23 protein-coding genes are annotated in these 20,465 nt (G+C 39.8%); 9 read left to right on the forward strand and 14 right to left on the reverse strand.

Going from position 1 to position 20,465, the window contains the following annotated elements; translation table 11 throughout:
* Positions 1–28 precede the first annotated feature (28 nt).
* Positions 29–1,237, reverse strand: coding sequence for an ABC transporter permease (locus ACQKNS_RS07040; RefSeq protein WP_427641779.1), 1,209 nt, complete (start codon positions 1,235–1,237; stop codon positions 29–31).
* Complete coding sequence (locus tag ACQKNS_RS07045) at positions 1,230–1,973, reverse strand: ABC transporter ATP-binding protein (RefSeq protein ID WP_427641780.1); 744 nt, start codon at positions 1,971–1,973, stop codon at positions 1,230–1,232. The genes ACQKNS_RS07040 and ACQKNS_RS07045 overlap by 8 nt, the downstream gene beginning before the upstream one ends.
* 583 nt (positions 1,974–2,556) lie before the next feature.
* Here ACQKNS_RS07045 and ACQKNS_RS07050 point away from each other — a divergent pair.
* From ACQKNS_RS07050 to ACQKNS_RS07070, 5 genes are all read left to right on the forward strand, one after another.
* Positions 2,557–2,979 (forward strand): HIT family protein, encoded by a 423-nt coding sequence (locus tag ACQKNS_RS07050; RefSeq protein WP_076367272.1) that lies wholly within the window; start codon positions 2,557–2,559, stop codon positions 2,977–2,979.
* 213 nt (positions 2,980–3,192) lie between these two features.
* Positions 3,193–4,296, forward strand: a complete 1,104-nt coding sequence (gene serC, locus ACQKNS_RS07055) for a 3-phosphoserine/phosphohydroxythreonine transaminase (RefSeq protein ID WP_427641781.1) — start codon at positions 3,193–3,195, stop codon at positions 4,294–4,296.
* Positions 4,297–4,422: 126 nt separating this feature from the next.
* The gene (locus tag ACQKNS_RS07060; RefSeq protein WP_076367276.1) at positions 4,423–4,941 is read left to right on the forward strand and encodes a tryptophan transporter; all 519 of its coding nucleotides are present in this window, start codon (positions 4,423–4,425) and stop codon (positions 4,939–4,941) included.
* Positions 4,942–5,536: 595 nt separating this feature from the next.
* A complete protein-coding gene (locus tag ACQKNS_RS07065; protein WP_427641782.1) occupies positions 5,537–5,899 on the forward strand; it encodes a YtxH domain-containing protein in 363 nt (120 codons plus the stop codon).
* A 190-nt stretch (positions 5,900–6,089) separates the two neighbouring features.
* The gene (locus ACQKNS_RS07070; protein WP_427641783.1) at positions 6,090–6,668 is read left to right on the forward strand and encodes an HTH-type transcriptional regulator Hpr; all 579 of its coding nucleotides are present in this window, start codon (positions 6,090–6,092) and stop codon (positions 6,666–6,668) included.
* Between the two features lie 2 nt (positions 6,669–6,670).
* Here the strand turns inward: ACQKNS_RS07070 and ACQKNS_RS07075 are convergent, their stop codons facing one another.
* Positions 6,671–6,997, reverse strand: a complete 327-nt coding sequence (locus tag ACQKNS_RS07075; RefSeq protein WP_427641784.1) for a DUF1878 family protein — start codon at positions 6,995–6,997, stop codon at positions 6,671–6,673.
* A 396-nt stretch (positions 6,998–7,393) separates the two neighbouring features.
* On the opposite strand from ACQKNS_RS07075, the gene ACQKNS_RS07080 reads away from it, so the two are divergent.
* Both ACQKNS_RS07080 and ACQKNS_RS07085 read left to right on the forward strand, forming a co-directional pair.
* A complete protein-coding gene (locus ACQKNS_RS07080) occupies positions 7,394–7,780 on the forward strand; it encodes a DUF3267 domain-containing protein (protein WP_427642161.1) in 387 nt (128 codons plus the stop codon).
* A 108-nt stretch (positions 7,781–7,888) separates the two neighbouring features.
* Entirely contained in the window at positions 7,889–8,071 is a 183-nt protein-coding gene (locus ACQKNS_RS07085; RefSeq protein ID WP_034314696.1) for a hypothetical protein, read from the forward strand.
* A gap of 111 nt (positions 8,072–8,182) precedes the next feature.
* On the opposite strand, the gene ACQKNS_RS07090 is transcribed toward ACQKNS_RS07085, so the two are convergent.
* Together ACQKNS_RS07090 and ACQKNS_RS07095 are read right to left on the reverse strand one after the other, a co-directional pair.
* Positions 8,183–8,266, reverse strand: a complete 84-nt coding sequence (locus tag ACQKNS_RS07090) for a YjcZ family sporulation protein (protein WP_076367288.1) — start codon at positions 8,264–8,266, stop codon at positions 8,183–8,185.
* Positions 8,267–8,449: 183 nt separating this feature from the next.
* Positions 8,450–8,533: a YjcZ family sporulation protein gene (locus ACQKNS_RS07095; protein ID WP_076367290.1), complete on the reverse strand. Its 84-nt coding sequence runs from the start codon at positions 8,531–8,533 to the stop codon at positions 8,450–8,452.
* Between the two features lie 199 nt (positions 8,534–8,732).
* Between ACQKNS_RS07095 and ACQKNS_RS07100 the strand changes: the two genes are divergently transcribed.
* Positions 8,733–9,599 (forward strand): peptidylprolyl isomerase, encoded by an 867-nt coding sequence (locus ACQKNS_RS07100; protein ID WP_427641785.1) that lies wholly within the window; start codon positions 8,733–8,735, stop codon positions 9,597–9,599.
* Between the two features lie 53 nt (positions 9,600–9,652).
* On the opposite strand, the gene ACQKNS_RS07105 is transcribed toward ACQKNS_RS07100, so the two are convergent.
* The 8 genes from ACQKNS_RS07105 to cysK all read right to left on the reverse strand — a co-directional run bounded on the left by ACQKNS_RS07105 (position 9,653) and on the right by cysK (position 18,694).
* The gene (locus ACQKNS_RS07105; RefSeq protein ID WP_427641786.1) at positions 9,653–9,835 is read right to left on the reverse strand and encodes a sporulation YhaL family protein; all 183 of its coding nucleotides are present in this window, start codon (positions 9,833–9,835) and stop codon (positions 9,653–9,655) included.
* 99 nt (positions 9,836–9,934) lie between these two features.
* Positions 9,935–10,873 (reverse strand): 3'-5' exoribonuclease YhaM, encoded by a 939-nt coding sequence (gene yhaM, locus ACQKNS_RS07110; RefSeq protein ID WP_427641787.1) that lies wholly within the window; start codon positions 10,871–10,873, stop codon positions 9,935–9,937.
* Positions 10,874–11,051: 178 nt separating this feature from the next.
* Entirely contained in the window at positions 11,052–11,750 is a 699-nt protein-coding gene (locus ACQKNS_RS07115) for a (2Fe-2S)-binding protein (protein ID WP_427641788.1), read from the reverse strand.
* Positions 11,743–12,567, reverse strand: coding sequence for an ABC transporter ATP-binding protein (locus ACQKNS_RS07120; RefSeq protein ID WP_427641789.1), 825 nt, complete (start codon positions 12,565–12,567; stop codon positions 11,743–11,745). Before ACQKNS_RS07120 ends, ACQKNS_RS07115 begins: the two co-directional genes overlap by 8 nt.
* Before the next feature lie 323 nt (positions 12,568–12,890).
* Positions 12,891–13,298, reverse strand: coding sequence for a hypothetical protein (locus ACQKNS_RS07125; protein WP_427641790.1), 408 nt, complete (start codon positions 13,296–13,298; stop codon positions 12,891–12,893).
* Positions 13,299–13,329: 31 nt separating this feature from the next.
* Positions 13,330–16,359: an AAA family ATPase gene (locus ACQKNS_RS07130; protein WP_427641791.1), complete on the reverse strand. Its 3,030-nt coding sequence runs from the start codon at positions 16,357–16,359 to the stop codon at positions 13,330–13,332.
* Positions 16,360–16,380: 21 nt separating this feature from the next.
* A complete protein-coding gene (locus tag ACQKNS_RS07135; protein ID WP_427642163.1) occupies positions 16,381–17,583 on the reverse strand; it encodes a metallophosphoesterase family protein in 1,203 nt (400 codons plus the stop codon).
* 187 nt (positions 17,584–17,770) lie between these two features.
* Positions 17,771–18,694: a cysteine synthase A gene (gene cysK, locus ACQKNS_RS07140; protein WP_427641792.1), complete on the reverse strand. Its 924-nt coding sequence runs from the start codon at positions 18,692–18,694 to the stop codon at positions 17,771–17,773.
* Between the two features lie 326 nt (positions 18,695–19,020).
* On the opposite strand from cysK, the gene ACQKNS_RS07145 reads away from it, so the two are divergent.
* Positions 19,021–19,209, forward strand: coding sequence for a YhzD family protein (locus ACQKNS_RS07145; protein WP_427641793.1), 189 nt, complete (start codon positions 19,021–19,023; stop codon positions 19,207–19,209).
* 411 nt (positions 19,210–19,620) lie between these two features.
* On the opposite strand, the gene ACQKNS_RS07150 is transcribed toward ACQKNS_RS07145, so the two are convergent.
* Positions 19,621–20,412: an enoyl-CoA hydratase gene (locus ACQKNS_RS07150; protein WP_427642165.1), complete on the reverse strand. Its 792-nt coding sequence runs from the start codon at positions 20,410–20,412 to the stop codon at positions 19,621–19,623.
* Positions 20,413–20,465: the final 53 nt, after the last annotated feature.

Consider the following 20,465-nt stretch of genomic DNA (forward strand, 5'->3'; position numbering starts at 1 on the left):
GCTGATTTTATGAAAAATCAGCTTCTGATCAAAAGTTTTTAATTTTCTTTGCTGCATAAACTTTAAAACCGAACAAGAAAACAAGCCCCATTGCAAAGGCGGCTAAGGCGGACATCCATTCCCCTCTCACTAGCAGGACCAAACCGAAGACAAGGTCCTCAAATAATAAGAAATAAGAAATTAGCTTTATGACTGCAGATTCCCTCATTTTTGCTGGCAATGGATACAATGAGACCCATACCTTCCATTCATGAGCCTTCCAAACCGGCAGCAATTGCAGGGCTGTCATGAATAGGAACATGAATGTTACAATCAAATGTGCCCATATGTTAGTGAATACACTTAAAATCACTGCCCCAATGATGGTCAAGCGCAAACAAAGTCCCACATAATCATTCGATCGCAAAAGGGTGCGGGCGTAAAGATAGGTATACGTCGATTTTTCACCATAAGGTATGAATGATAAAAGCCAGTCCATCCATTTCCTTCTTGCTACCTTTCCTTTCAAATGGGGAACATCGGTAAACATGTTCGCTATTCGATAAAAAGAATTCATCCTCTTGTTTTCCAGATCCACCAGCCGCTCCCACTTAAGCACAAACCCTTTAGTTGCGCTTCGGTAATACATGTAAAGTCCTGACAATAATAAAAATGTTATAAGTGCAAACAGTATATTTGCCCTTGAACAGATGAAATAAAGAATCACACCATTAAGTAAAAAGCGGATGAGGGAGTCCCAATGGCCCACTGATGTATCCTGATATTTCAACACCTGCCAGCGCATGGTTAAATTCATGAACTTCAAAATAAGCAAAACGGCCAGGATGATCCCAAGGTCCGTACCTCCTGCACCCGTAACCTTAGAATACATCGGTATAAATGCAATGAGGACAACCAGAAGAATAAACCCCTGCATGACCCAACTTAATATAAGTGAATTCTTGAAATAGCTCCTCAACTTCGTTTCAAGCGGAAGCAGGAATACCGTATCAGGTTCTTTCAAAAAGGTATTAATCGGGCTTCTGGTCACAATGATCGATAAAACAAAGGCCATGATCAATTCAGCTGGGAAATCACTGTCCAACGTCTTTACCCAATCACTGTAATAATAGGCCAAGCCGCCAAGAACCAATACCATGACAAAAACAAGATGACCATTAAAAATATAACGCAGATATTTTTGCGTTTCATTTATATAGCCTAAATATCTTTCCTTCCAGAGATTTTGACTATTCATGACCGATTTCTTCTTTCGTCAATTGAATATATAAATCATCAAGGGTTGCCCCCGGCATGGAAAATTGTTCCCGAAGCTGATCAAGATTTCCTTTTGCCCGGATTTCCCCATTATGCAGTATGATGAAAGAATCACAATACCTCTCGGCCGTCGCAAGTATGTGTGTAGACATTAAAATTCCCGCTCCGCTCTCTTTCATTTTCCTCATCAAATCGAGCAGGGATTGAATGCCTAATGGATCAAGGCCTACGAACGGTTCGTCGACGATATATAATGACGGCTGTACTAAAAAGGCGCACATTATCATGACCTTTTGCTTCATTCCTTTTGAGAAATGGGCCGGAAACCATTTAAGCCTTTTTTCCATATGGAATTCCTTTAATAGGACGTCCATCCTTTCTTTATATGTGTCTTCCGCCAAACCATGTGCCATGGCCGTAAGCTTTAAATGCTCCTCAAGTGTAAGCTCATCATACAAGATTGGCGTTTCTGGAACATAAGTGAATTGTTTCCGATATGTATCCGGGTCCTGGGCAAGAGTTTTACCATGAATCGCCACACTTCCGCCTTTCGGCTCCATGAGTCCGATGATATGTTTAATCGTCGTACTTTTCCCAGCCCCATTGAGCCCAATTAACCCCACTAGCTCATTTGGCTGAATGTCAAAACTTATTCCCTTTAAAACGGGCGTTTTCGTATATCCGCCCACCAATTGCTTTATTTCCAATAAGGACATATAAACGATCCTTTCTATATAGAGGTTCTTATTTCCATTTTATCAAATTCTCCTGCTTTAATATAGTCGAGTGTCCCCGTAACTAAATTTCCATAAATAACTAATTATATTTTTCCTGCTTGGTGGCTATCATAAATAAGGAAGAAGGGGTTAGTCATTACGTGTGATTCACATCATATTGTAAATGAGGTGTCAGTTAAAGACGTATAACTGAATTAAACCAGAAGCTTCATTAAAAAAATCGTTTCGAGCAAGGAGATGGTTCTCTTGCACGTAATAGCAGAAAAATCATTCAATAATTATCAATTATGCTTTGAAAGTTGATGAAACTTTAAAGATATAGGAGATGGTTGCTTTGAATGGAAAATCTCTACTCAGATAATAACCATATTTTACTAAATTGTAGATGAGGTGTTTGTCGCAGAGAATTTATGCTAATGCGAATTTTGAAGCAAAACCCCCTTTTTCAAACAGGCAGGGTGCAACTTATGTTGCATCCTGTTTTTATGATTTTTCCTTTTCTCAAGGATTCAAGCTATGGTACGATTAACCAAATACATTAATTTCTAAAGGGGCGTTTTTAATGAGTGATTGCATTTTTTGCAAAATAATCAATGGGGAAATCCCAAGTTCCAAAGTTTTCGAAAATGAACATGTATTGGCTTTTCTCGATATCAGTCAAGTAACAAAGGGCCATACACTGGTCATACCTAAAGTACATAAGGAAAATCTTTATGAGTTGACACCTGAGATTGCCAAGAACCTTTTTGAAGTGGTGCCGGAAATTGCCCGAGCCATGAAGCAGGAATTCCAACCTGTAGGCCTGAACCTTTTAAATAATAACGGTGAAGCCGCAGGACAGTCCGTTTTCCATTTTCATATGCATTTAATTCCTCGGCATGGTGAAGGAGACGGCTTTGGGGCTGTTTGGAAAACGAATACGAGCGACTATACACCAGATGACCTGAAACAAATCGCCGACTCCATTGCTCAGCATTTAAAATGAGAACTTGATGGCAAGTGAACGTTAGCTAACGCTGGTTGCATGAAAAAACAATGATCCCGATTTGGTCCTCACTCAAAGTGGAGGACCTTTTTGCATTAGATCACGAAATGTCACCTAAAATTCTAAATTTTCCTCCTATTGATTTTAGTTTTCTGGTAGGATATATGAATAGTCTCAAATACTTTATCACATAGTCGCATAGGAGGAAAAAAATTGAAACGTGCACGCAATTTTAACGCTGGGCCAGCCGCCCTTCCCTTAGAAGTTTTACAAAGAGCCCAAAAAGAATGGTTGAATATTGAAGATTCCGGTATGTCGGTCATGGAATTAAGCCATAGAAGTTCGGAATTCGAAAAAATTCATAACCATGCCATTCAATCATTAAAAGACCTCTTGGAAATCCCTGAAAATTATGAAGTTCTCCTGCTTCAAGGAGGAGCAAGCCTACAATTTTCCATGATTCCCATGAACATTTTGAATGATGGAAAAAGGGCAGATTATGTCCTAACTGGTTCTTGGTCGGAAAAGGCATTAAAAGAAGCCAAAAAGGTTGGTGAAACGGCTGTTGTCGCTTCATCCAAAGATGAAAAATATACGTTCATCCCTAAAGTCGAAGAAATCCAATTGAATGAAGATGCTGCATATCTTCATATCACAAGCAATAATACGATTTACGGAACGCAATGGAAGGACTTCCCGGAAACAGGTGGCATTCCTTTAGTAGCTGATATGTCAAGTGATATTCTCAGCAAAAAAATCGATGTTAGTAAATTCGGCATCATCTATGCAGGTGCACAAAAGAATCTGGGCCCATCTGGAATCACGGTCGTTATCATCCGTAAAGATTTAATTACGGATAATGACAAAATCCCATCCATGATGAACTATTCTATCTATTCGAAAAATAACTCTTTATACAATACGCCTCCGACATTGGCCATTTACTTATTGTCCCTTGTGTTGGATTGGGCAAAAGATCGGGGCGGCGTGGAAAAGATCGCTGAAGCCAATGAAGAAAAAGCAAAAGTCATTTATGATGCCATCGACGGCAGCGATGGTTTTTATAAAGGCCATGCCCTGCCTGACAGCCGTTCATTAATGAATGTGACGTTCACGCTTCCATCCGAAGAAGCTGAAGTACAATTCCTTAAAGAGGCAAAGCAAGCCGGATTCGTAGGACTGAACGGTCACCGTTCGATCGGTGGCTGCAGGGCATCCATCTATAATGCTGTCCCTCTATCCCATTGCCAGGACCTTGCGGATTTCATGAAGAAATTCCAGGAATCGTTTAAAGCGAAGGAAGCTCAAATCCTTTAATTCAAACAAATATAACTTCTAAAAAAATAGGTCTTATGATATACTATTTTAAACTTCTTGCAACAGGCAATAGTGCATTGTTGAAGATGAGATATTAGTTGAGATGAGAATAGGAGAGATGAGTAAATGAAAACGAAAACCCTTGTGTCACTGTCCCTATTAATCGGGATTGGGGCTGCCCTGCATTTTATCGTACCTGGATTCTTCCTTGGAATGAAACCGGATATGATGCTGTTGATGATGTTTTTGGCGATTACCCTGTTTCCCGCTAAGAAGAATGTTTTCATTGTCGCCCTGGCTGCTGGAGCCATCTCTGCCATGACAACTACATTTCCTGGTGGACAGATTCCAAATATCATAGACAAATTGGCAACAGCCTTTCTGTTTTACCTTTTATTCATCAGTCTTAAGAAGTTTTCAACATCCGTTGTCACCGTTAGTATCTTGACTGCCGTAGGAACGATGATTTCCGGCGCTGTCTTCCTTGGTTCGGCTTATTATATCGTTTCCCTTCCAGGGCCTTTCGTTGCACTTTTCGGCGCTGTTGTACTTCCTGCCGTACTGTTAAATACAGTTGCGATGGTCATCATTTATCCAATTGTGAACGGCATCGTAAGAAAATCAAATATACCTATTAATGCTTAAGCAGCAGGATCATCATACCTAAAAAAGCACCGGAATATCCGGTGCTTTTTTTCCAATCTTATGAATCTGGAAATCTAGTCAGAGCCATCCTTCGTCGATCATCGAATCAATATCCACATAAACCAAATGAATAGCAGTAAAACCCCGGGGAGGCCCATAGCGAAGGCTCTAGCCTGGAGCACCCTCTTAGGCGGATAGATGCCAGGAGTTTTAGCTTGCCTTAGAAAATACCCCATTCCGCACACGCATGCCAGACCTAATAAAAAAATGATTTTCATTCTTTAACCACCAGTGCCATCCATGTTCCGACAGCTTGTTTTTATTATCTATATGCTGCTCTTCCCTTTATATGAAGCATTATTAATAAAGCTTCAAGTTATTTTTAAATATTATATTTTCACTCTCTAAGTTTAAAAAAATATTTTTGTGATATAAAGATAAAATGGTCGATACTCTTCCATAAGGATGAAAATTATGGTATTTTGATATCAATAGTATTTCTCTCCCTATTTATCATAATTTCCATTTGGTGCTTTTTTCAGCAGGGATTCAGACCATGGAAAGCGAAAACATACTATAAAATGAGGTGATCCTAATGAAAGCAAAATCATTACTAATTGGCTTTTTGACCGGAACAGTAGTAGCTGGTGCGGCAACCTTACTTTCAACACCAAGTTCAGGTAAAGACCTAAGGACCCGCATCAAAACGAATACCGAAGAAATTAAGAATACAATTGAAGAGTTAAAGCTAAAAATGCTAAATATTAAAGATGACACGATGGAAGCTTCACAAATAAGCAAAGAAACGGTAAAAACGTTCATTTCGGATGTTCAGGTCGTCATCGAGAACTGGAAGCGGGAAATCGAACCCAATAAAAATGAATTATTGAAGAACGTTCAAGAAATTGAAAATTCTTTAAAAGAATTGGAAGCGGCCACCCCTTCTTCTAAAAATTAATAGCCGATAATCGTCACCCAAACTCGATTCTCCATTTTTCCCAATAAATTACATGGTTTATTGGAGAAGAATGGAGAATTCATTAAAAAACTAAAATTTTCTAAAAATTTTGCAAATATTTTTCTTTATTAATTTTTATTTTATTGTCATAATAAATATATAGAATCTTATAAGTAGGTGAGCCGATAATATGCAGAATAAAAATTATTCTATGAAAGAAGCAATGATTTTTAGTCAACGAATTGCACAATTAAGCAAAGCATTATGGAAATCGATTGAAAAAGATTGGCAGCAATGGATCAAGCCCTATGATTTAAATATCAATGAGCATCATATTCTTTGGATTGCCTACCATCTTAATGGCTCTTCCATTTCTGATGTTGCAAAATTTGGGGTCATGCATGTTTCTACGGCATTTAACTTTTCAAAAAAATTAGAGGAACGCGGATACTTAACATTTTCCAAAAAAGAAAATGACAAAAGGAATACGTATATAGAGATCACGGCGGAAGGTGAAAAAATTCTTCTTGATTTAATGGAGACATACGACCCAGGCAAGAACTCTGCTTTCTCAGGTGCACTTCCTCTACGTGAGCTTTATGGCAAGTTTCCGGATATGATTGAAATGATGGCCATCATCCGTAATATTTACGGTGAAGATTTCATGCAAATCTTTGAACGATCGTTCGAGAACATTGATCAGGAGTTTACTGACGTGGAGGGTAAAATCACAAAAAAAAAGATAGAGAAAGAAACTGAGCCAGTTTAATCTCATACTCTATCCATTTCCTTCATGAATGATACATATAAACCTTGTGAGAGGCATGCATCAATGCATTCCTTTATGGTTATTTTTGGATTAACAATCCTTTCAAATTGATTAAAAAGCGGTCGAAAGTTCATATACCCTTCCGCTTTTTCTATTTCATAACGTTTGCTCAAGTTATCACATGTATCCAATAATTCCTCCGCTTCCTTCTTCGTGAAATTTTTTTCCACAAATAGGTAGTCCAACTTGGCCTCAGGATTATGTATCAGGTTTAATAAAAGCCGTTGATGAAAACGGAGTATTTCTATTTCTTCATTTATATTTTTCATACATCACTTATCCCCAATCGATCATTCAATTTATCATTAAAGGCATATAACCAATTTTTGATCTTTCACGCTCAGCAACCAGTCAGAGCCCTGGTTAAAAACCCGGCCTTAAAAGCCTTTAGCTCGCCTACACACCATAGTGATTTTATCTTTAAGTTAATCCAAGAATTTCATTGCTTTTTCCACCCATTCATCGTAATGTATGTAAGTATATTAAAACAGCTTTGGAGGGCTGATTTCGAAATGAATTCGTGGAAAACAATCGACGTGGCTAAACAATATGGCAGTTGCCGTCTGATCTTTTTTGCAGTTTTTACTATATTGTTGTCTTTTGTTCTGATCTATACATTATTAAGTGTCTTTTTAACTCATGTTATTTTGTATGGTGATCAAACAATGGTATTTTTTAGCCTACTGCTCTTATTATATCCTGTTCACAAACTATTACACTATTTACCTTTACGATTATTATGTAAAAAAGTAAAAACTTCTTGGTCCTTGAAGTGGAACCTTGTGCTTACATGCAGAGTCAATGTACATGTTCCGATTCGAAAACATCTTTATCTGTTGACCCTTATGCTGCCTTTCTTCATTATGTCTGTCATATTGATTGGTTGTGCGCTTAGTTTTCCACATTACATTCATTATTTCACTATTTTATTATCCCTGCACACCGGATTATGCGTATCGGATTTTATTTATATAAAGAACATGATTGGTTCCCCAAGGCATTCTTTTATCGAGGAACATCACGAAGGATACGATATACTTATTCAAAAGTGATTTCTTATTCATTCATAAAGATGTCCAATAAGATTTTTAGGTATCTTTTTTCATTATTATTTGGTATCGTATTTATACATGATGTTTTGCAAGGAGGGATTTTAGGTTTTGATCTCGTTCTGGTTTATTATTTTTGCCATTTTGATCCTTTATAATATTAATAGAATGACAAACTCTTTATGCATTCAAAAGGAAATTGCTGAAGACCGGCAACCTAAAGTATTCAGGACCATTAATGTATTAATTACTATTATGTTATTATCCTCCTATATTGAAATTTTGTATACGTAGAGATGAGCAACAAATGATGGCCATCATTTGTTACATACATTGGTGATACCCGGGGCATTATCCACAAAAAGAAAAAGGGCGAAGCAGCAGCTTCGCCTTTTGTTTATGAGCTTAGCACCAAGAAGCTCCAATGATGATTAACAGGATGAAAAGAACGACAATTAGAGCAAAGCCTCCACCTATTCCTCCAGACATTGATCTTCCTCCTTTCCATTCTTAAGTAATTGTAATTTCATGCACACCCTTAAATCCGCCAAAAGGAATCCATTCCTTTCCTGGCTTGATATTCACTTCGTCTTTTTGTTGAGCGGCTACCCTATCCTATTCAACTCCATGACAAAAGGAGTGGGCTCTTTCCATTATTAATTTTGCAGCCGATTAGAAACAGGCTGATCCTACAATTATTAATAATATGAATAACACCACTAACAAGGCGAAACCTCCGTTAAATCCATTACTCATTTTCCTACCCCCTTTTGTTGTCCTCGATTTATCATATGTAATAGTTTATTATCTGGGTAGGCGTACACCCATTTTTCAAAAAAATCTTATTCATGCACCAATATATTATTTTTTGTAAAGTAACCAGAATATGTTATAGTTAATTTTGTGGAAATACGAAAAATAGCAAACCAGAAACTTAAAACTAGGAGTTGTTTTTATGAAGAAGTGGGCATTATCGATTGCTGTTACTGCAGGGCTGATCGGACTTACAGCATGCAACAGCGACAAGGAAGCAGTCGTGGAAACTAAAGCGGGGGACATAACTAAAGAAGAATTTTACAATGTAATGAAAGACCGTTATGGTGAAACCGTTCTTCAGGAACTTGTTTATGAAAAAGTTCTTTCAGAAAAATATACAGTAACTGATAAAGAAGTCAAAGCTAAAACGGACGAACTTAAAGAGCAAATGGGTGAAAATTTCGAAACGGCCCTGGCCTCTTCCGGATATAAGAGCGAAGATGACCTTAAACGTGCACTTAAAATCGGCATGCTTCAAGAAAAAGCAGCAGTCGCCGATATAAAAGTTAAAGAAGCTGATGTGAAAAAAGCTTATGAAGACTATAAACCACAAATCAAAGCGAGACATATTCTAGTGGAAGACCAAAAAACAGCCAACGAAGTTAAAGCTAAATTGGACAAAGGCGAAGATTTCGCTAAACTTGCAAAAGAATATTCAACAGACACAGGCACAGCTGAAAAAGGCGGCGAGCTAGGCTGGTTCGGACAAGGTGAAATGGTTCCAGCATTTGAAGAACAAGCTTACAAAATGAAGAAAAATGAAATCAGCAAGCCGATTAAATCCGATTATGGCTACCATATCATCCAGCTTCTTGATACAAAAGAAAAGAAATCATACAAAGATATGAAAAAAGATCTTGAATATGATTTGAAAGTCGCTCAAATTGACCAAACTAAAGTTCAGGATATTTTGAATTCAGAAGTCAAAAAAGCGGACGTGAAGATTAAAGATAAAGATCTAAAAGATGCCATCACTTCTGGTGACACAACCAAGGCTGAAAAATAATTGAATAGAAAAAAGCGACAGGATATCCCTGTCGCTTTTTTTCATCATTCGGGTCATGCACCCGGATTTATATCCTTTTTACGCCTCTCGCGCTCTTCTTCCATGCGTTCAATGTACTTCTGACCTTCCTTCTCAATCCAAGCATCATCTATTAGTCGTTCCTGCCTAGCTGTCCAAATTGACATGACTGCACTGACAATTATCCCAATAAACACGAACCAGATCCAAATTGGCATGTCCATTCCCTCCCAAAAAATCTACTATTCATTTACTAGAGAATATGCGCGAACAAAAAAAATATGCTTCTTTCTCCATCGAGAAAGAAACATATTTCATTAAAATGTTGGTTTATAGAATGAACGATTATCGAGCGCGAAGACTCTTTCCGTAAATTCACCCGGTTTCACTTTTTCCAATGCCCGGTCCATCATATTTATCTTGGCATCCATATTATCAATATAATGCAGCACTTCCGCTTCCTTAACCATTGGCGGCTTTGGACTGCCCCACTCAGCTTTACCATGGTGGCTTAATATCAAGTGCTTGAGGATCATGATTTCTTCCGCTTCAATGCCTAATTCCTCTGCAGCTTTGCCGACTTCATTTACCATGATGGTGATATGCCCCAACAAGTTCCCTTCCACTGTATAAACAGTCGAAACAGGCCCAGATAGCTCATGTACCTTTCCAAGGTCATGGAGAATGACTCCTGCATACAAAAGATCCTTATTGAGGGAAGGATATAGTGTTGAAATGGCCTTAGCCAGCCCTAGCATCGATACAACGTGATAAGCCAGACCCGACATATACTCATGATGGTTCTTGGTTGCAGCAGGAAACGTCAGGAATTCATTCTGATATTTTTTTATGAGGTGCCTAGTCACCCTTTGGATATTCGGATTCCTCATTTCAAAAATGAATTGAGTGATGGTTTCCATCATTTCTTCCTGACTTATAGGGGCCGTTTGAATTAAATCTGCTTTCGTTACCCCATCAGTATCTGAAGTGATTCTGATATTACGGATTTTCAATTGGCTGCGCCCTCGATAATTCTGGACTTCCCCTTGAACTCTCACCGTTGCTTCCGCACTGTATGTTTTCTCATCAGCCTCGGAAACATCCCATAGCTTTGCTTCGATCTCCCCGGTTTTATCACACAAAATCAATGTTAGAAACGGCTTTCCATTACTTGCCACCGCTTTTGTACTCGTTTTAATATACATATATATATCTACTACTTCACCAATTCCGTAGTGTATGATCCCATTTCCCATGCGACTGCCTCCGTTCAATTAAATATCAACATTATAACATACCAATCTCGTTAGTGCTTTTAGTTTTCGTTAATAAGTGATAGACAATGGACAAGAAAAGGCCCAAGCTGAACGTCACTTATCACTCCACAAGAAAGCCAGGCTTGACCCCAAGCCTGGCTCCCCTATAATATCTATTTCAACAGTTTCTGTTCGGACAATACGCGCATTTTTCCTGCGCCTCAATTCGGTAATATAAACAGCATGTCACCCGTTTATAAGGATTCATGGACGCCGGGACACTTTTTTCCCCAATGAATCGTTTAAAGGGCGAATGCGTTTCAATATTAAGCCATACGTCATCTTCAAGCAGCATTTCAATGTCCTTTTCAACCCGCTTCTTTATATCTTCCTGCTTCAATAACTCACTATACATCCATATCGTATAACTCCAAATATTTTCCCAGAGCACCAGTTTCGATATTTTTGCAGTTCCGGAAAAGAAGCGAATGGCTTCAGCACCAAAGCTGCTTAATATGGAATGGAGGGCAAATGTGCTTTCCTTTTCCGTGACATTGCTCCACCGGTTAGTTTTCAGCAAAAAATTCGGGAGCCAATGTTCATCTCCTGGTTCATCCAAAATGCCAATTTCCTGAAGTTTGCCTTCCCAGATAAGCCGATGTTTACTGAACATGTAAAATTGTGCCGTAACAAAAAAAGCATAGCGTCTGAACCACATTGAAATGGCTATCCTTGACGTTTCAGCACCAGTCCGTGATTGTGCATACTGAATAAGCTCAACAGCGTGATCGAAGGTCTTCGAAACTTTGGCTTCATCCCGAAAGGCAATGCGATATCCCTGCAGCTCTTTTTCAATAGCTGGTGATAGGCTATGCATTGGCCAGCGCTTTTACGTGACTTTGGGCGTAGCGGCCTTTACCAAACGGGACGCACATAGGACTGCCAAAAATCGGATCAAAGGAAATTTGACATTCCATGCTGAATACATGCCGTACCAATTCTGGCGTGATGATATCCTCTGGCCTGCCTTGAGCATGTATCGCCCCATCTTTAAGTGCCACCAGATTATCCGCATAACGGCAAGCTAAATTCAAATCATGAAGCACCATCACGATCGTTCGGTTCTCAAACTCATTCAAGTCGAACAATAAGTCCAAAATCTCGATCTGATGGGTCATATCAAGATATGTAGTCGGTTCATCCAACAAAATGACGTCCGTATCCTGAGCCAGGGTCATTGCTATCCATGCCCTTTGCTTCTGGCCTCCCGATAATTCATCGACCGCCTGATCCTTTAAAGCGGTCAGGTTCGTTGCTTCAATCGCCTTTTGAACTTTTTCTTCATCCACGGAACTCCACTGTTTCAACCAACTTTGATAAGGATACCTTCCTTGTTTAACAAGTTGATAGACTGTAAGTCCTTCAGGAGCAACCGGGGATTGCGGAAGAATCGCCATCTTTCTTGCTACATCCTTCGATGACATGGTCGAAATCGCTTTGCCTTCGAGCAAAACGGAGCCGGATTGAGGTTTTAACAATCGGGCAACCGACCTTAGCAGTGTTGATTTTCCACATCCATTAGCACCGATGAATACGGTGATCTCCCCTTTGGGTATTTCTATATTCATATCATTTATAATTAATTTTTCACCATAACCGAGCGATAAAGACTGTGTATTAATAGCTGGTCGCATTAAAATACTCCCCTTTTAGTCTAATAATACTAGTTTAATGAAAATGATTCTCACTGTCAATCTTTTAAAAAATATAAACAAAAAAATCTATGTCCCATTCCTCTTAAATGTTTCATTAAAGTGAATACACCTTTAAAGATATGAAGTTTCATTTGGAAACATTAATGTAATTAAAGTAGCACATTAAATTAAATTGCCATATATCATTTACCAATTCCTGTAGCTTTCGAACGATTCAATGGTCCATTCTCCCCCTCGGCGCCAAATCTATCGAAATTTCCATTTAGCGGAAAGTAAAAAAAGCCCTCCATACGGAGAGCCTTTTAACCGACCAGCAGGCGATTTGTACAATGTTCCAGGGATTCATCTCTAATGAAGGTAAATAAATCCTGAAAGGTGAAAGGAATTAATCCTTCTGCAATATTCCATGCATTGACCTCTATTTGATAAAGGATTTCTGATTTCCCTGTATTGTATAGCTCCTCACTAAGCACAGCAAGATCGGGATCCAATGCGTGGCCCAACTCATGTGTGAGGATCACCCATGAATATTCCTCAAGCCTTGCAAGCGAGCCTAGCGAGCGTTCACACTGAATTTCGATATCTCTTTCATATAAAGTGATGCTATGTCCTTTGGCAGAATATTTTCCCCCAACACATCGTTCACCAGGAAACTCCTTTTCGATTATCAGCTCCAAAGAAGAATCATGGTGGCTTACAAACTCATTCATTTTCAATGACTTCACTCTCTTTATTTATAGTTTATAACCCATTATATTTCTGGATGATCAAATCATTCATATCTTGGCGCAATCCGGGGCTGGATAGACGAATCACTTGGTTTTCGCTAAAGTACTCCATAATATATCGGTGACAAGTAAAAAATAAAATCTGCCGTTTTTCCGAAACTTTTTCCAATAACTCGAGCATCCGTTTTGTCCTTTCCGCATCAAAATTGACGAAACTATCATCAATGATAAGTGGGAATGAATCATTTTCAAAAGTATGATCAGCAAGTGCGAGCCTTAGGGAAACATAAATTTGCTCTGCTGTCCCGCGGCTGACCTCTTCAACCCTAAAACTCAAACCATCACTGCGCTGTACCCAAATGCCTTCCCCGGACTGATCAAGGATGATTTTATGATACCTTCCATTCGTTAAAAAGGAAAAATGCCGCTCCGCATCAGCGATGACCTTCGGTAGGCGTTCCCTTTTATATCGGTCCAGGGTTTTATTCAATAAGCTTTTTGCTATTGCCAATTTCGCCCATTCTTTCGCCTCTTCGTTAAAAGCAGCTTTTTCTTCATAAAAACGATGAAGTAAGTCATCATAAATCCCTGAAACTTCAAGCTGTTTTATCTTATGCTTCGCATCCGCCTGTTTCTCTAACAAAAGTGATTTCACCTTTACAGAATCCTTACGTTTCCGTTCTAAATTTTCAAATGTATACGTGTTGATCCCCTGTTTTAGGTAAGTTTGGATTAGTTCAGGCAGCATTCTGGATTGCCCAATTTGAATGGTAATCAAATCAAGCTGTTTTTGTAAAGCCATTTTCTTTTCGGACAATGCAGCGTTTTGCCTGAACGCTTCCTCGTCCTTGACCTTCGCTAACTTAAAAAGCATTTCCATTTCTGCATCAAGATAGTCCTTTTCCATCACCAACTGCTCGATTTCGTTTGTCAAATGGCTCCGTTCCTGCATCCATTGTTTTAGTTGAACGGAGAATTCCACCGCTTTATTCAATTCCCGTTTCAATAGGCCAATCGCTTCCCGCCATGTGGACGGTTCAATATCAAGGATGTGTGCAAAATGAAATAAAGCCTTCGATTTACCCTCAAATTCCGCATGCAGAAAATTGTACATCTTGATTGCTTCATATTTCCTATCAACGGCTTCCTTCCATTTCTCAAGAAGTTCAAATACAGATTCAAGATTGACTTCCATTCCGGGATAAGACAAGCCCCAACCGCTCAAGATGCTCCTCACTTCCTTATCCAATCGATCCCTGCCAGCTTCCCAAGTAGCATATTCCTGAATGGTCGATTCAAACGCTTCCTCCCTTTCTTCATATTTAAACATTTCACTTTCAAACCGCCTTTGAAGACGTTGGTCCATTTCAAGCAACCGACCCATCGACTCTCCATCACTCACCCGATTGGTTTCACTGCCAATTGCAGCCCTTTTCCTTTTCAATTCATCCAATTGCCTGATATATCCGGACAATATATCATCACCTTTAAAGAGATGCCTGGAAACCGCGAACAGAACAGCCATGGCTAGAAGTATAATCCCCAACAAAATCTGTTCACTGAAATAACTTCCGATCGCACCTAGACAAAGAAGTACGATTAAACTGCCATTCATGATAAGTGAACGTTTGCGATTATGCGCTTCCTTCTTCCTCTGTAAAGCCAATTGCTTTTCAAGCCCTAGTATTTGTTCATCAAGAATAAGGGATTGTGCCGCTTCAAATTCGATGTTATTCTGCTTGTTATATAAGGACTCCAGCTCGATCCTTTTATCATCTGGAAGTAACTGGGCCTCCATCTCCTTCAAGCGGGATTCTGTAGTTTCCAGACTATCCTTTTGCAGTCCATATTTCTCATCAAGCTGTTTTTTATCATTTTGGAGCTGGTGCTTTTCCCTCTCGGCCCTTTTCACCTTTTCCTTCATGAATGTACTGATATCCAGTTTTCTTATTACATCATCAGAAACATCCAAGAATAATTCCTGCTTCACCTTTTCAATATTCTTTTCTTCCAACAGCCTTTCTTGTTCCGCTTTTCTTATATCAAGCTCGAGCTTCTCAAGCAATGTTCCTTGATCGATAGCATGTTCAATCTGCTCTTTATGCTCCTTGATGAACGGATTGATTTCGATTTCCGTGAGTTTCACCTTAAGTTTTTCCATTTTCTCAGTCAATGCCGCAAGTTGGGCTTTCATGGGCATTCCAACTGCCTGAAACTGTTCAAGCCTTTTTAAACCATCAACTGGAAAACTTACATCCGGAATTTCACTTATTTCTGTTTCAAGCTCCCGCTGTTCTTCAACCAAGGGTTTAATTCGCAAAAAAGTGCTCACGTTAACAAGGGTTTCTTCAATTTCTTGAATATCTATCGTGACTTTAGAGAGCTCCTCCTTAAGTCTTGCCTTTTCATGAAGTAATGCCGTATATGACTCCTGTTCCTCTTCTGATGCTTTCACCTTTTTCTGCAATTCCTTAAGTTCTTTCAATCTCACATTCAGTAAAGGTTTTTGGCCTGATGGCTTGAACCTTAAATCGAGCTCTTTTTGTAATTTCGTCTCGGCTTCAAGAAGTTTATCATTCCCAATCAGCCCAGCTGAAAGCAGATATTTACTCATGGTCCCTTCACTTAGTGTATGTAATCCTTGCAGACCTTGAAGGTCGAAAGAAAAAATGGCTTGGTAATAGTTTTTATCAATGCCATGGAGAATCTCATTCAAATCTTCCTCGCCGCCGACCCTTCCATCCTCGAAGGTCAATTTTACATCACCAGTAGCCTTACCCTTCACACGTTCAATGACGATTTCCCCATCTTTTTTTGTTATGAGACTGAGCCTTCCCCCATATTTGGCATGCATTTTGGGCTCATAACGCGGTTCGTTTTGAACCTTTGTCGGAAAACCAAACAGCATACTATGAATGAAGGACATGATGGTCGACTTGCCCGATTCATTTTCCCCAAAGAAAACCTGCAGCTGTCCCAATTCAGGAAAACGCTGATTTTCCAGTTTGCCGTAACCATAAACATGGAGGTTTTTAATAATCAAATCCGTTCCTCCTCCCTATATTCATTTATTCGCTTCAAAAACGTGCAAAAGCCATCTTTCCGCTTCATCCAAAAGTTCCTTCTGCTCTTCCGGCTCTATTGAATCAAGAAACCTTCTTGCACCGGGATGAATATAAAGCGGGGCCAGAGCCGCATCCGTATCATCAAATTCAGATGCAATCATCGATACCTCAGCCATAAAGGGCGATATTCTCTCATTTGACCTGTTTGTCGGGATGGACTGGATGACTTTAATTTTATACACCCAGATGAATGGTTCCCCTTGGTCCTCTTCCTGTAAGATCCGGGTCAAATCTTCAAGAAATTCCCCGGAAGCGCCTGCTGCGTCACCTGCATCCAGCTTCAATTCCAAAAGAAAGCTCCTCCCATCGAAGCCCTTCTGTTCAATTACTTCCTTGCATTGCTTGAACAGGGCATCAAATCCATCTTCCGCGTATATTTCAATGGTTTCGCTTTCCCATATCACCTCAGAGGTTTCAATAAAAGAATGACGCTTCATGTCCCCGTCGAATTCGACAAGCAAGCACCCTTTAATGCCAGACTCCTTTCTGTTCCTGCCTTGAATATTTCCTGGGTATATCACTAGCGGATCTTCTGAAACGACCTGATGCTTATGAATATGGCCTAATGCCCAGTAATCGAAATCTTTAGCTGCTAGTTCCTTCAATGAAAAAGGTGCGTATGGGCTATGTTCGGAATTACCTTCCAAATTCCCATGAAGCAGACCTATATGATAATCGGCCCCTTCCGCTTTTATGTAGGTTTCAACCATTCTCTCCCTTACGTGACGGCGCGGATAACTGAATCCATAAAGGTGGACAGTCGTCCCATCGAATTTTTCAAACCGTTTCACTTCGGTTTTCCCTGAAAATACGTGGACATTATCAGGCAGCTCCACAGTAATCCATGAGCCGCCGAGATGATCATGGTTACCATGAATGATATAAGCAGGGATCTGATGCTGCTGGAGTTTTTCCATTTCGGTCCGAAAGCGGACCTGCGTCCGGAGACTCCGATTTTCCCCATCAAATAGATCCCCCGATAACACGATAAAGTCAACCTGACGGGAAATTGCTTCATTAATGATCGTTTTAAAAGCTTTAAACGGACTGTCCCTTAATTTCTTTAATATAGATGACGGCATATCCTTCAACCCTGAAAAGGGACTATCCAAATGGAGATCCGCCGCATGAATGAATTTCACACCGCTCAAAAGTATCACCTCGATTTCTTACAACTTTTCATATTTAATATTAACACGGGCAGAACATACTTTCCCGTAATAATTATTTTAATCAGGCATAACCTGGTTATCCAGTATGGGCAAATTCAACAGGAAAAAGACCGAATGGCGTGAACATTGTTTCATGCACGGCATTCGGCCTTTTTCATCATTTAAAAATATCCATACTTAAATATCGTTCACCATTATCCGGGGCAATGCATAATACTCGTTTTCCACTTCCAAGACGACGGGCTTCCTGCAGGGCAGTCCAGACAGAGGCACCTCCTGAAGGTCCAATCAATATGCCTTCCTTCGAAGCCATATCCATCATGGTGGATATCGCATCTTCATCTGCCGCTTGAACGATTTCATCAAATACTTCTGTATTTAAGATGCTGGGGATAAAACCAGGGCTCGTACCCACCAACTTATGGGGACCAGGCTGTCCGCCGGAAAGAACCGGGGATCCCTTAGGCTCGACAACGACAACCCTTAAATCCGGCAGATGTTCTTTTAAGGCTTCGCCTGTACCGGTTATCGTTCCTCCCGTTCCAGCAGTGGCGACAAACACATCCAGGTTCCCATCCATCTGATCCAGAATCTCGACTGCTGTAGTCACTCTGTGTATATCTGGGTTTGCTTGGTTTTCGAATTGCTGCGGAATAAAGCTATTAGGAATCTCTGCGGCAAGTTCCTCAGCTTTACGAATGGCTCCCGGCATCCGCTCTGATGCAGGGGTGAGGACAACTTCCGCCCCGTACGCTTTTAAGATATTGATTCTTTCTTTCGACATATTATCCGGCATGACCATAATCGCCCGATACCCCTTTGCCGCGGCATTCATAGCAAGCCCAATACCTGTATTCCCTGATGTTGGTTCTATGATCGTGGCCCCGGATTGAATGATACCATCCAATTCAGCCTGCCTAATTAAGTTGAAGGCAGCCCGATCTTTTACACTGCGGCTCGGATTGAAATATTCAAGTTTCACAAATACTTCAGCGTCACCCTCCGCTGTTAAATGATTAATCCTTACAACAGGTGTATCTCCTATCAATTCAGTGATATTATTAACGATTTTTACCGTCATTCAAAAAATCCCCCTTCGATCCATACACTTCCTACCTTTTACTCAGGTTTATTATATCATTTATGATTTTTCATTTTAAAGAGAGAATTCCTCTCGTATAAATAGGTTTTATTTTCATTGTTACCAATCTTAAGGGAAGAAACCATAAAATTAGTTCGATTTATTTATTTTCCATCATTTTTCAAGGTATTCAGCTACTTATCAATATGTCCTGTCTTAATATATCCCTTACATAACAATAGTCAAAATTGACAGATAATGATAAAATTTTTATAACAGTACCTATCTAAAAGACAGCATAATTATAGACAAGGGAGTTTTTGAAAATGAGCAAAATATACAAATTAACCGTTTTTGAACCGTCAGGGGAAAAACTATTGGATGAATCATTTACAGCGGAGAATGATCAGCAAGCAAAAGAATTGGGGCAAAATCTATTAAAGGAAAAAAACTATCAAGATCAAACACATCGCTGTACATCCCCTTCAGGCGCTTTATTGCTTTTTCATCGCTGATTGGAAATGAAAGCGCAATCACTGAAAATATGATTAAGTTTCACACATCTTCTATTTAATCCAAAAAAAGGCCGTCACAATAACATGATGGCCTTTTGCAGATAAGCTCGATGAAACTCGGTTTGCCTGCAGCTTTATATTTAAAAAACGTTGATTTCAGAAATCCTCTCCCTTTCCGGCGATTGTCTAGCCTCTTCTTAGTAAATGTCTCCTGGTCTCGTCTAGCCAGTTATTCGGCAGGAGTGTCGCAAATTTCTTCAAGCCAATGAGGACAGTAAAAAAACATAAAGACCGGAGTACTTTATTCGACCGTTCATGAAAATTTTACGACCTTCAACTCGCTATTTCGGACTTCGAACCCCTTTTTTTCTAAAACAAAGGCCGTCACCTTTACGTGACGGCCTTTCACATTCATTTTCCGATGAAGTTCGGTTTTCTTTTTTCCACGAAAGCTTTTATTCCCTCTTGGTGGTCCGCTGTTTGGCGCATTTTCATCTGAGCGGCTTTTTCAATTTCAAGAATCTTAATTAATAATGGGCGATTTTTTTCACTAAGGATCTTTTTCGTTTTAATCATGGCCTGAACCGGGCTTTGCAGCCATGATTGCACTTTCTTCTCTACCGCATGCTCCAAGGTTCCTTCTGCCACTTCATGAATGAGGCCCTTTTCTTTTGCTTCAAGCGCTGTAAGCACTTTACCTTCCCAGATCAATTCTTTCGCTCCCACTTCACCAAGACGGCGTTCAAGGAAAAAGTGTCCGCCGCCATCAGGGATTAATCCAATCCCAATAAAATTCATCGCAATCTTACTGTCCGGATCGGCAATAAGGTGATCGGTTGCAAGCGCTATGCTCAACCCAAGCCCTGCAGCTGCACCATGAATGGCACTGATGGTCAATTTAGGCATGAAGTATAGAGTGGTCACCAATTCACTGATTCCATCCATCAGTTCATCGAAAGCGTTTTCTTTTCCAGGCGCGAGCATCATCTTAATGTCACCACCTGCGGAAAATGCATTCCCATTCCCTTTGATAATGACGACGTCCACTTCATCATTCTCACTTACTTCCTTAAGGGCATTAATGAAATCATGCAGCATTTTCGGATTTAAGGCATTCATGGCCTCTGGACGGTTCATTGCAACAATAGCCGTCCTGTCCGAATATGTGATTAAAACAGTGCCAGCAGGTGATGTCGATTCAATACTCAATTTATTTCCTCCTCTTTCATCTTTCATTCTATTACTCTATTATATAT

It is taken from the genome of Peribacillus sp. NPDC094092, from assembly GCF_050279365.1.
Classification (GTDB): domain Bacteria; phylum Bacillota; class Bacilli; order Bacillales; family DSM-1321; genus Peribacillus.